Source organism: Adhaeribacter terrigena (genome assembly GCF_016623615.1).
Classification (GTDB): domain Bacteria; phylum Bacteroidota; class Bacteroidia; order Cytophagales; family Hymenobacteraceae; genus Adhaeribacter_A; species Adhaeribacter_A terrigena.
This window is the reverse complement of record NZ_JAEHFX010000008.1, coordinates 166201-178715: the sequence shown is the minus strand read 5'-3', so window position 1 is coordinate 178715 and position 12515 is coordinate 166201. Positions and strand designations below refer to the sequence as shown.

The window sequence follows — 12515 nt, the reverse complement described above, 5'->3', positions numbered from 1 at the left end:
TGGAAAACGATAGGGTTTTGAGGGGAAAAAGTCAGTTTATTTAGCTCCTAATGAAAAATTAATAATCTCTCCTGTTTCTTTATCGAAAGTGGCAACTTCCCCTAAATAACAACAATCCAGATATACATATACAAGGTGGTCCACCTCTTTAATATTGGTAATTTGGTAACCACAAGGACTTGCCGGAAAGACACTTATTTTATACTTTTTAATATACTTACAAATTTTAAACAAGTAATCATCTGGATCTAATCCGGGCTCACAATTACAACTATTGAGCGTTTTTTCGTCGCGCCCCACAGTTTGTACTTTGCATTTTTTATTAAGATAAGCTTCAAAGAGTTCAGTGCTTTGTAAAACTTTATAAAATTCTTTCCGTGGCAATCTGCTCCTTAAATGAGGCGTACGAAAATCTACAAACATCAATTTCGCAATCTCATATTTTTGAATCAGTTCTCCTTCGCAAACCTTCCAAGCATATTCATAATGCGCTGGCGAACCATTGTTTACCATACATTTACAAAACTCTTTACCTAATATTTCTATTTCAGAAAGAGGCCTGATTGCTTCTTTATGTTTTGCTGAAACTAGTTTTCTATCTTGCAAAAAGTCAGTGAATTTTACTAAATAATAGATGCCGCCCAATATTCCGAAAACTAAAATAAAGCTTACCAGAATTTTCTTCTTCATAATAAAAATAACCTGACTTCTATTTTAAAACTCTCATCCCGCAAGTTTAGCGCTGTGCAAATTGTGGGTTTCAATTTGCGCAGTTTGCAACTAACCTTGACTGCAAAGCAACTTTCAAGACCAGCTATAAAAACGATATGGTTTTGCCATTAAAAAGTCACAAGTCGCTACTGCGCTTAAATTTGCGATAGGAAGCTTGCTAAAAGGCTAGCGGTTTTATCAGGTTACTCCCCATCCACATAATCCTGCAGGTACGCATATTTCTCGGTCAGCTTGCCGTTTTTGGTAATCGTGGCCCGCGCAATGGTGCCATCGTCTTCGTCCAGCAAATACGGGAAAACGTTATCAATTAACTGGCGGCCGAAATCGCGGGAAGCGTTGCGGGGAAGTTCGCAGGGCAGGTTATCTACGGCCATCACGGTAATATTCCCTTGCTTGTTGTAAGGCGGCTCGAGGTGCGTGGTCCAGGGGTTGTAATCAAAAGCCGGTTCCTCGATGGTGCTGGAGCGTTTGGTGGTAGGAATGGAGCCATCAATGTCGCAGGTTACGTCGGCAATGGTGTTGATCCGGAAATCCGGTTCCTTCATATCTTCTTCGGTGAAGAGCTTCGGGGCTTTCGGGTTCCAGTAGGCGCAGGCAATCAGCAGATCGGTTACCTTGGTAAATTTTTCGAAAGTGCTTTTGTATTCTTCCGGGTGCGTGTAAAAATCGGGGCTGTCCCAGACTTTGCCATCTATGCGGGCATTATAATCGGAAGAATGCAGCTGGGCGTAAACCGGTTCGTTGAAATCGTTGTAAAGAAAGTTAAATACGCTCACTTTTTTTATGCCCATCATATCGAGCACTTCCATGGCACCGTGCGCCACTCTTCCGCCGCCGGTTACCGCAATTTTGATCGGCGGAAGCGCTTTCACTTTAAAAAATTCTTCCTGCATGTCTTCCATATCCAGGCACTGGTAAGCAGGCTTCAGATCGAATAAGCTCCATTTTTTGCCGTAGGTCAGAATGCCGTTATAAGCGCCCACAATGCCCGCCCAATACCCGAAAGCCACAATGCGGTTGCCGTTTTTATCGGTGAGCGTTTCGTAATCTACCAGGCAGATATTTTTCTGCAGAATGGCCTGCAACAGCTTCCGGTTATAAGGCTGTTTTTTAATGGTATGCGAAAAGAACAGGTAGGTTTTATTCGGAATTAACTGATCTACCGGAACTTCCTTTACACCCATAATGATGTCGCAATCGGAAAGATCTTCCTGCAGTTTTACACCCAATTGGGTAAATTCTTCGTCCTTAAAACAACGGATCGAACTGGGCTGCACCGCAATTTCTACCTCCGGATAAGCTTGCAGGGTTTCTGCACATTTTTTAGGGGTAAGCGGCACGCGTTTATCAACTGGGATTTTGCCTTCTTTAACGATACCGATTTTATGTTTTGTCATTTTAAGGTACGAATTGATTGGAAGTTCGGGGTAAATTTAAGAAAAATTTCACCCCACCCCAGCCCTCTCTTAAAAACAGGGGCGGGAGTTTTTCTTCGCAGCTGTAATCCGTGAACTAAAGCAGACGCCAATGAAGATTTGTCTGAACACGATTTTTGGGATTAGATTGATTTACAGGATTGTCTGAATTTGGATTCGTCAGATGAAAGGATTTATGGATTTCACGCCGGAGTTTCAACCAACCCCAAACCCTCCTTGCTAAGGAGGGTTTGGGGTTGGTGCTGTAAATCGACTTTTTGAGTCTGAAAGCATAGCATTTTCCAGGAGCAGAAAAACCCAAAGGTAGCAGTGTAGCAGTTCCCCTCCTGGTCAGGAGGGGTTGGGGTGGTTGTTTTCACGATATCGTCAGCGCAACGTTTCCTGAAACAGTTTATCTGATAAAAAGCCAGCTACGCAGTGAAACTGACAACATTTCCTGTGAGAGCGGCCTCCGCCCTTTCCGACTTTTGCGCAGCAAAATTGCGTAAGCAAAGAAAGGGTGCAGCCGCGAACGCAGAAATCGGAGATTCAGCGTAGCTAAACGAAGCCGCCCGGCTTGAGGGAGAAAGTTTAATCAAGAATTGAGAATTATGAATTAAGATTTGAAGGCAACTATGAAAACGGTATGCTTTTTAGGTTAAAAAGTCAAAAACGCGGCCTTATAAGTACGCTTGGCTAACGCTCGGGATGACGCAATAATGCTATGCTTTCAGGCTGAAAAAACTCCTGAGAACCCCAAACCTTCTCCTCCAAAAATGACAAAAATCAACTTTCCCGAAATTCCGGAAGCCCATTATTAAATAAAAATAATTACCCGTACTTTTGCCTTGGAAATCAGTACCGTTTTTAAACGCTAATTAACTGACTTCTACATCATAATCGCTTTTTCCTTAAATATTCATTTTATGATATTCAAAACCAAACCTGCCGACGTGTTCAAAGAGCGCCATAACGGCCCTGACAAGCAGCAGATGCAGGAAATGCTGAAAACCATCGGCACCGATTCATTAGACACCCTGATCGACGAAACCATTCCGCCGGCCATTCGCCTGAAAAACCCGCTCAACATTCCGGCTGGCTTAACGGAGCGTGATTTCCTGCGGAAATTCAGTGCGATCGCCAAGCAAAATAAAGTTTTCAAATCGTACATCGGTTTAGGCTACCACGATACCATTATTCCCCCGGTTATTCAGCGCAACATTCTGGAAAACCCGGGCTGGTACACGGCTTATACCCCTTACCAGGCCGAAATTGCGCAAGGCCGTTTAGAAGCTTTGATCAATTACCAGACCATGGTAATGGACCTGACCGGCATGGAGATCGCCAACGCCTCTTTATTAGATGAAGGCACTGCTGCTGCCGAAGCCATGGCTATGCTGCACGCCAACCGCAAAGGTGCCCGTAAAAATGCTGAGCGTTTCTTTGTATCCAACCAGATGCTGCCGCAAACCATCGACGTACTGATGAGCCGCGCCACGCCAATTGGCATTGAACTGGTAATCGGCGATCACCGCGAAGCCAACCTGAACGACGAAACGTTATTCGGTGCTATTCTGCAGTACCCGGCTGCCGACGGGGAAGTTTTTGATTACACTTCCTTTATTTCGGAAGCCCACAAAAACGATATGTACGTAGCCGTAGCTGCGGATATTTTAAGCTTAACCCTGCTTACTTCGCCGGGCGAAATGGGCGCAGACGTAGCCGTTGGTACAACGCAACGTTTCGGCGTACCAATGGGCTTTGGGGGACCGCACGCCGGTTATTTTGCTACGAAAGAAGCTTTCAAACGCGTAATTCCGGGCCGTATCATTGGCCAGTCTATCGATGCGCAAGGTAAAAAAGCGTACCGTATGGCGCTGCAAACCCGCGAGCAGCACATCCGTCGCGAAAAAGCTACTTCCAACATCTGTACTGCGCAGGTTCTTTTAGCCGTAATTTCCGGTATGTATGCGACTTATCACGGTCCGCGCCGCCTGAAATACATTGGTCTGAACACGCACGCCATGGCGCAGATGATCGATGAGCAACTGAAAGGCTTAGGTTTTGAGCAGCTGAACGAAAATTATTTCGATACGCTGAACATTAAAGCCGAAAGTGCGGAAATGGTAACTGCGATCCGTAAAGAAGCGGAAGCTGCCCAGATCAACTTCCGTTATTTCGGCGAAAACCAGATCGGTATTTCCCTGCACCAGAACATGGATGTGGAAGAAGCAAAAGAGATCGTGGAAGTATTCGCGAAAGTTGCCGGTAAAAAAGCCGATGTTTCGAAATTAGCCATTGCCGAAGAAACCAATATTACCTGGCCGGAAGCTTTAATTCGTAAGTCTGAGTATTTAACGGCTGATGTGTTTAATGCGCACCATTCGGAACACCAGATCCTGCGCTACATGAAGCATCTCGAAAACAAAGATTTCTCTCTGACGCACGGCATGATCCCATTGGGAAGCTGCACCATGAAACTGAACGCCACTGCCGAAATGACGCCGGTTACCTGGGCTGAAATTGGCGGCTTGCACCCATTCGCACCAGCCGACCAAACCAAAGGTTACCAGCAGATCTTCTCTGACCTGGAAGCCTGGTTATGCGCGGCTACCGGTTTCGATGCAGTTTCTTTACAGCCAAATTCAGGCGCGCAAGGCGAATACGCCGGTTTAATGGTAATCCGCGCGTACCACGAAGCCAACGGAGATACTCACCGCAACATTTCCCTGATCCCATCTTCAGCGCACGGTACGAACCCGGCTTCTGCAGTTATGGCGGGCATGAAAGTGGTGATCGTGAAATGCGATGAGAAAGGAAACATCGACGTAGCCGATCTGAAATCGAAAGCGGAACAACACAAAAACGAACTGAGCTGCTTAATGGTAACGTATCCGTCGACCCACGGCGTTTACGAAGAAAGCATCATCGAAATTTGCCAGATCATTCACGACAACGGCGGCCGCGTGTATATGGACGGTGCCAATATGAATGCCCAGGTTGGTTTAACGTCGCCGGCTAACATTGGCGCGGACGTTTGCCACCTGAACCTGCACAAAACCTTCTGTATTCCTCACGGTGGTGGCGGACCAGGTGTTGGCCCGATTGGTGTAGTAAAAGACTTAGCGCCTTATTTGCCAGGCCATGCCGTGGTAGATATGGGTCGTAAAAAAGCAATTCATGCAGTTTCGGCGGCGCCTTGGGGTTCTGCTTCTATCCTGCCAATTTCGTACGCGTACATTGCCATGATGGGTGGCGAAGGTTTGACCGAAGCTACCAAAGTTGCCATCCTGAATGCGAACTACATCAAAGCGAAATTAGAGCCGCATTACCCGGTACTTTATGTAGGCAAGAACGGCCGTTGCGCCCACGAAATGATTCTGGATTGCCGTGCGTTCAAGAAATTCGGCGTTGAGGTTGAAGACATTGCCAAGCGTTTGATGGACTATGGTTACCACGCGCCCACCGTTTCGTTCCCGGTAGCAGGCACGCTCATGATCGAACCAACCGAATCGGAAGCCAAAGAAGAACTGGACCGTTTCTGTGATGCGATGATCGCGATCCGCAAGGAAATTGAGGAAGTAGAAAATGGTGCAGCCGATCAGAAAAACAATGTGCTGAAACATGCGCCGCATACGGCTGAGTTAGCCCTTGCTGAAAACTGGGATCGTCCGTATAGCCGTGAGAAAGCGGTTTATCCGTACGAATTCAGCCGCACGAACAAGTTCTGGCCTTCCGTTTCCCGCGTAGATTCTGCTTACGGCGACCGTAACCTGATCTGTTCTTGTACGCCATTAGAAGCCTACAACAACCCGGAAGTTGCGCAGCACGCTACGGGCATTGAATAAGCTAAATTGTTAGATGGCATAACTGCTTAAAGATTGAAAAGGCCGCTCTGAAGAATTTCGGGGCGGCTTTTTTATTTATAGGCCTGATTTTTTGCAACCCAAAGCATAGCGTTTTTCTTTGAAATACAGCTTTTAACCCTCCCCTTTTTTGTCTGAAACAGGATTTTCAAGATTCAAGGATTTTGTCTGAACTATGGTTTATTTGATTTTTATAATTTGTCTGAATCAGAATTTACAGAACTGCCCCACCTAAATCCTCCCCTAAAAACAGTCGAGGACTTTTTTACGCATATCGCCAGCGCAGCGTATCCTGAAGATCACGTTACCGGGAAACTAAACTAAAAAGAAGTTCACTACGAAGGGAACTGATACCAGTTTCTGTGCGAGCGGCCTCCAAGACTTCCGGTGCCACAGGCAGCCCGCAAGGGCAGGAAGGGTTGCAGCCGCGAACGCAGAAACGAAGCCGCCCGGCTTGAGGGTGAAAGTAAACTATGAAAGTAAAAAGTTATTAGTTAAGATCGAAAGTAAGCTATGAAAACGGTATCCTTTCAGGCTCAAAAACTCAAATTGCAAACTAACTTATTAGCTTAAATAGATCCCTCCTATCGTCGGGATGACAAAATAAACGCTATACTTTCAGCCATAAAAACTCTGCGAAATCCCAACTCCCTTAAATCTGTGATCCAAAACGCTATAGCTTTAACGTAAAAAAACCCGAAGCAACGCTCCGGGCCTTTTTTCACTTTATCAAACAAAATTAATACTACTGCTTTTTCTTTTTTGCGGGTTAGCGAACCACTACCCGCTTAGTTTCTTTTGTGCTGCCGCTGGCAACCTGCACCAGATACATTCCCGGCTTCACAGAGGCCATATTCAGGCTGTAAGTATTCCGGCCGGTTTCCGCGGTCTGGTTTTCGCTTTTTACCACGGTGCCCATCATGTCGAGTAACTGAATGGTAACGTTTGCTTTTGCTTTGGTTTCGAAAGTAAGATGCAGGTTTTCTGCTTGTTGTACCGGGTTCGGGAAAACGCTTACTGAAGCAGCCAGTTGGTTTTCAGACTGTATGGTAATTACCTTCGAGAATTCAGACGTTCCATCCAGGTCCACCATTTTCAGGCGGTAGTAAAGCAGGCCGGCGGCAGAGGAAGCGTCAGTAAATTCGTAGTTAACTATATTGCTGCTGTTGCCTTGCGATGCGATTTTGGTTAAAGCATTCCAGTTTTTAGCATCGGCGCTGCGTTCAACCAGGAAATAAGCACTGTTCTTTTCAGAAGCCGTAGCCCAGGTTAATTTATTGCCTTTGTCGGTTTTGGCAGCTGCAAATTTTACCAGAGAAACCGGCAGCGGCGTGATCACTTTATTATTAAGGTCGGTCAGGGAAATATTTAAATCATATACCCGGTGCTGGTTAGAAAGGCTTTCGGTGCTGGATGTAAAACCCCAGTAAACACTGCCGTTTCCGCCGAAAATGTTATTTACCACATCATTGGTGTAGGTTTGGCGCAAGCTTCCATTGAAATAAACGTACAGGGTCTGGGCAAGTGCATCCCAGGAAACTTCTACCTTGTGGTCGGCGCCGTTTTCGATATTGGCATTAACAGTACTGGCCTGAACTGCGTTCTGTAATTTGGTAGCGGTTGCAGTAGCTGTGTTTTTAGACAACCCGATCGCGTCCGGAGCGTTTTTACCGGAATTTCCCCGGGAAACATTGGTATCGAACTCGATGTTCAGCGACGAGGCAATTCCCTGAAAACCAAAATACTGGCTCGGGCCGCCAACGGTAGCTGCCGCGCCGCGGGCATCGTTCTGAAAAACCAACGCCATTCCTTCGGCACCTGTAGCATCTTTGCTGCCAAAATTAGCCGAAAACGTTAAGGTAAAAGAGTTATTCCGAAGATCGATCGGGGTATTGCTCCATACTGCACCTTGCTGGGTTGTCAGATCGGCTGTAAGCTGAAAAGAGTGCGGACGCTTTGTTGTTGAAATTTCGATTGCGTCGCCGTTAGCAGTAAACTGGGCTTTGGAAACCCGGGCAGTTAAAGCGAAAAGCAAAATTAAGGCGGTGGTAAATATTTTTTTCATTTGATAAGCAGTTGGCAGTGCGCGTTATTTTCTTGTTTGATGCTCCAAAATTACTGCCTCCCTCCCGCCTCCCGGAAAGTATTCGTTAAACGCCGGCTATAGCTCGACGAAACCGGCTTTTTGTCGGTTATATTTTCCAGGCTACCCGATAAACCATATCACTTTCCCGACAAAACACCATAACACACCACAAAATAAAATAGCAGCCGTATAAACTTTAATTTTTCCCGGTTAACAATAACCCGGCTTAAACGCTTCTAAACCTGAAAACTATGAGCAAAATTTACCTCCTGACCCTGGTGCTGGGCTTATTCCTGAGCGGCTGCGCTTCCGTGCCGGTAGATGTAAGCACCGATTACGACCGGGCCGCCAATTTTAACCAATTCACCACTTTCAGATGGTTCCAGGAAAACCCCTCGGCCCGGCGTGATTCTACCCGGTCTTACAATACTTTTTTAGATAAACGCATTAGAGCGGCCGTAGAAGCCAATCTGGCCCGCAAAGGTTTCCGGATGACGACTGCCAACCCCGATGTTCTGGTTGCTTACGATGTGAAAGTAGTTACCAAACAGGAGGTTCGCCCGGACTATTCTTACCCTCCCGGCTGGTATGGCGGATACGGCTGGTGGTATGGCTACCGGTATAATTATGGCTATTCGCGCTTTGCACAACCCATGTACATCGATCAGTACCAGGATGGCACCATTATTATTGACCTGATAGATGCCAAAGACAATGAACTGGTGTGGCGCGGCTGGGGACAAATGGAAGTGGGCAGCACCAATGTTTCGGAAGCCGAGGTAAACAAGATCGTAACCAAGATCCTGGAAAAATACCCGCCGGGCTCCGACAAATAAAAGCAGTTTTTAAAGTAAAAAGCATAGCATTTCCCGATTTGCAGAAAAAAAAAGTCCTTCCGGAAAGCTCAGGAAGGACTTTTTCAGCTTAAAAGCATAGCGTTTTTTATACGTGCACGTGGCGTTCGGCGTGGTAGGAAGAACGTACCAGCGGGCCCGATTCTACGTATTTCAGGCCGCGGCGCAAACCTTCTTCCCGGTAATGCGCAAACAGATCCGGATGGATGAATTCGGCAACTTCGATATGGCGTTTGGTTGGCTGCAAATACTGACCCAGCGTTAAAATATCCAGTCCGTTGGCTGCCAGATCGTCCATGGCCTGATAAACCTCTTCTTTCTTTTCGCCCAGGCCCAGCATAATGCCGGTTTTGGTGCGTTGGCCGTATTCCTTGGTTCTTCTGATCTGCTCCAGGCTGCGGTCGTATTTAGCCTGCGGACGCACCATGCGGTACAAACTGCCTACGGTTTCCATGTTGTGCGAAACTACTTCCTGGCCGGCCGAGATCATTACTTCCAGGGCTTCCCAGTTCGCTTTCACGTCCGGAATTAAGGTTTCAATGGTAGTTTGCGGCGAAAGTTGTTTGATAAGCACTACGGTTTCGTGCCAGATAGCCGCGCCACGGTCTTTCAGTTCATCGCGGTTTACCGAAGTGATCACGGCGTGTTTTACGCCCATGGTTTTGATGGCTTCGGCTACGCGGCGGGGTTCGTCGGTATCATATTCATTTGGCCGGCCGGTGGCTACGGCGCAGAACGAGCAGCTGCGCGTGCAAACGTTGCCTAATATCATGAACGTGGCCGTGCCGGCGCCCCAGCATTCGCCCATGTTCGGACAGTTTCCGCTTTCGCAGATGGTATGCAGTTTATTTTCGTCTACTATTTTGCGGACGTTGGCGTATTCCTTCCCTACGGGCAGCTTTACGCGCAGCCAGTCGGGCTTGCGGTTTTTGGGCTGTTCTACTACCGGTTGTATAACCGGCAACCTTACAAATTCATCCATAAGGCAAAGGTACGAAGCTTGCGGGGGAATGACAAAAAGCTGAGCGCCAGATTTATTTGCGGCGACCCCAGTAAACGGTAAGGTATACGGTGGTAAATACCTTGTAATTTTCGGCTGCGGGCAGCATAACGAGCTTTTTATTGAAGGCTTCGAAGAGGAAACCGGTTTCTACGCCTGCAATATTTTCCTGGTACCGGCCAAATTCAAAACTGAGGGCGGTGCGAAGATGTGCACCCAGGTTTACATCGGTTTCGTTGGCTCCGGTCAGGAAGCCGGCGCTGCCTCTTATATTTTCAAATTCGCGGTGCTGACCCATCGGATCGTAACGTTCCACGCGGATATCGGTAGGGCCAACCTGCACGCCTTTGCTGTATTCGGTATAATCGTAACTGATGTAGTAAGGAACCATTAAACCCAGCGAAGGACCTACGCCAATTACCCCGTTCACCTGCACGCCGGATTCCGGCGCTTTGCGGAAAAGCGAATATTCCCGCCCGTATTCAGGCCGGGCCACGAACAGGTAATTGGTTTTCCCCAGCACAAAAACATCGCCATCCAGCCCCAGTAAACGGTTTTCTTTCGGGTGTTTTACTTCTACAATTTCCAGGCTCCAGAACTGCTGCCACTTTTCCTTATCGGGCACGGGCCGCAGCATCCGGATAGAAGCGCCGCCAATTATGCCGCCGTTGGTGTTCCAGTTTATGCCCCAGGTAAATTCACGGCTTTGCTCCCCTCCCTGCGCAGAAACGCTGGTGGCCAGGCCTAAAAAGAGCAGTAAACCGATCGCTAAAGATTTATACACAGACGGGAAAATAAGTGCTTTAAAAGTAATAAATTTACGTCCAATACCAAAATTAGTTATTCACATTCCATGAGCACAATCACTTCTGTTTATACCGGCAATTTACGTACCCAGGCTACTCATAACGCTTCAGGCAACCAGATTATTACCGATGCGCCCTTAGATAATAACGGCCGCGGCGAAGCTTTTTCGCCTTCGGATCTTACCTGCGCCTCGTTGGGTAGCTGCATGATGACGATTATGGGCATTGTGGCCGAACGCAATAATATTACGCTGGAAGGCACCAAAATGGAGATCACCAAAATTATGGTTCCGGAGCCGCGCCGCATTGGCGAAATCGTGATCGACTTTCATTTGCCGGCCGGCGCCACGTACTCCGATAAAGAAAAAGCACTGCTGGAAAATGCCGCCAAAACCTGCCCGGTAGCCTTGAGTCTGCACCCGGAAATTAAGCAAACGGTTAAATTTATCTATTAAACGTCTGCTTTAGGAATTGCCTTATGCAAAAACGGTAGGTATTTCAGCTTAAAAACTCATGCGAGACTTTTAAGCTGAAATACCTACCGTTCTCATTTCGCCGGCGGCGTTATTTTCTATTAGGCGGAAACCCGTTTTTTTACTTCGTCTAACTTAATGCCCAGGTGCGAACCATGGTACGTACACATGCCGTCCTGAATAAGGAGCAACTGCGGCGACTCGTGGCGGACCTGGAAAAAATCGGCAATTTCGTTTGAAACCGGGCGATGCGCCAGCAGATCCAGGTAATAGGTTTTCACGTTCCCGAATCCGTTTTCAGCCCACTGGCGTTCCAGGCGGGTTTTAGCCGTAGCGCTGATGGAGCAACTGGTGCTGTGCTTAAATATTACCACCGGCTGCTGTTTCGATTCTTCGGCCAGCGCCTCTATCTGTCCCACTTCATTAAGCTTTTCCCACTGCATCATAATCTGATCTGAAATAAATTAACGCTTCTTTTTAAACAACTTCCGCTCTTTTTTTACGGGGTTCGGGCCGTAGTAAATTTCGTCGTACTGTAATTCTTCCGCCACCGGCCGGTTTCCCGGTTCGCCCCGCTTATACGAATACTTGCTCATATCCAGGTGCGATTCTTTTACGTCTTCGGCCTTGTATTTTGCGGCTTCGCGGCGGACGCGGCGGCTGTCAGCTTTCTTTCCCGTTTCATCGTCGAAAGAGATTTGCGCGTACGCAGGTAACTGCAAAGTTGTTACGATCAACACTCCCATAAAACCAGCTTTTATCAGCCGGTTCATCCTCAAAGTAGCTTTTTTCATACCTTAATAATCTGCGGGTTCAACATTCGTTCGCTGCTTCGGCTTACTGGCCGATTTCTTCTTTCCCGAGAAGATACTCAATATACCGCTATTGTGGCGGCTTCGTTTACGGGCCGGGTTGCTGCGCAGCCTTTTATACTTTTTCTTCTGCAACAGACCGTTCTTCGAATACTTGTTTTTGGAGCCGGTTATTTTTGGTTTCGCAGGCTCGCCGCTTTCATCGGCGGTGGCATCGTCATCGGACAGGGCCGCGGAGGCGTCTGCTGTCTCGGTGCCGTCGCCCTCACTTGCCGCATTTTGTTTTTTAGGTGCTTTCTTCTTTTTGTTTTTAGCCTGCTTTTCCGCTTTTACTGGTGTTGGGCAAGGCATTTTCTTACTGCAGGCGCCCGCAAAAACGGTAAGCATGGCCAATAAAAGCAATAAAGCACTTTTACGGGCGAAAAGCCTACCGTTTTTCCGGGAAATCTGCAGCATTATCAACATATTGTG

At 47.4% G+C, this 12515-nt stretch carries 11 protein-coding genes; 3 read left to right on the top strand and 8 right to left on the bottom strand.

The genetic code is table 11. From position 1 onward, the window contains the following. Positions 1–36: 36 nt before the first annotated feature. Positions 37–690: a hypothetical protein gene (locus I5M27_RS15140; RefSeq protein WP_200507168.1), complete on the bottom strand. Its 654-nt coding sequence runs from the start codon at positions 688–690 to the stop codon at positions 37–39. 224 nt (positions 691–914) lie between these two features. Further along, complete coding sequence (locus I5M27_RS15135; RefSeq protein ID WP_200507167.1) at positions 915–2129, bottom strand: NAD(P)-dependent oxidoreductase; 1215 nt, start codon at positions 2127–2129, stop codon at positions 915–917. 944 nt (positions 2130–3073) lie between these two features. On the opposite strand from I5M27_RS15135, the gene gcvP reads away from it, so the two are divergent. Further along, on the top strand, positions 3074–5995 hold the full coding sequence (gene gcvP / locus I5M27_RS15130) for an aminomethyl-transferring glycine dehydrogenase (RefSeq protein ID WP_200507166.1): 2922 nt from the start codon (positions 3074–3076) through the stop codon (positions 5993–5995). A 787-nt stretch (positions 5996–6782) separates the two neighbouring features. Here gcvP and I5M27_RS15125 read toward each other — a convergent pair. Then, positions 6783–8078, bottom strand: a complete 1296-nt coding sequence (locus tag I5M27_RS15125; RefSeq protein ID WP_200507165.1) for a lectin-like domain-containing protein — start codon at positions 8076–8078, stop codon at positions 6783–6785. A gap of 272 nt (positions 8079–8350) precedes the next feature. Between I5M27_RS15125 and I5M27_RS15120 the strand changes: the two genes are divergently transcribed. After that, the gene (locus I5M27_RS15120; RefSeq protein WP_200507164.1) at positions 8351–8935 is read left to right on the top strand and encodes a DUF4136 domain-containing protein; all 585 of its coding nucleotides are present in this window, start codon (positions 8351–8353) and stop codon (positions 8933–8935) included. 106 nt (positions 8936–9041) lie between these two features. On the opposite strand, the gene lipA is transcribed toward I5M27_RS15120, so the two are convergent. After that, complete coding sequence (gene lipA / locus I5M27_RS15115; RefSeq protein ID WP_200507163.1) at positions 9042–9935, bottom strand: lipoyl synthase; 894 nt, start codon at positions 9933–9935, stop codon at positions 9042–9044. A gap of 52 nt (positions 9936–9987) precedes the next feature. Next, on the bottom strand, positions 9988–10737 hold the full coding sequence (locus I5M27_RS15110) for a hypothetical protein (RefSeq protein WP_317193607.1): 750 nt from the start codon (positions 10735–10737) through the stop codon (positions 9988–9990). A gap of 69 nt (positions 10738–10806) precedes the next feature. On the opposite strand from I5M27_RS15110, the gene I5M27_RS15105 reads away from it, so the two are divergent. Then, a complete protein-coding gene (locus I5M27_RS15105) occupies positions 10807–11214 on the top strand; it encodes an OsmC family protein (protein WP_200507162.1) in 408 nt (135 codons plus the stop codon). Positions 11215–11333: 119 nt separating this feature from the next. On the opposite strand, the gene ytxJ is transcribed toward I5M27_RS15105, so the two are convergent. The 3 genes from ytxJ to I5M27_RS15090 are packed head-to-tail and all read right to left on the bottom strand — an operon-like array spanning position 11334 to position 12431. Continuing rightward, entirely contained in the window at positions 11334–11678 is a 345-nt protein-coding gene (gene ytxJ / locus I5M27_RS15100; RefSeq protein ID WP_317193606.1) for a bacillithiol system redox-active protein YtxJ, read from the bottom strand. A gap of 18 nt (positions 11679–11696) precedes the next feature. Further along, entirely contained in the window at positions 11697–12005 is a 309-nt protein-coding gene (locus I5M27_RS15095; protein WP_200507161.1) for an SPFH domain-containing protein, read from the bottom strand. Between the two features lie 24 nt (positions 12006–12029). Further along, complete coding sequence (locus I5M27_RS15090) at positions 12030–12431, bottom strand: hypothetical protein (protein WP_200507160.1); 402 nt, start codon at positions 12429–12431, stop codon at positions 12030–12032. Positions 12432–12515 lie beyond the last annotated feature (84 nt).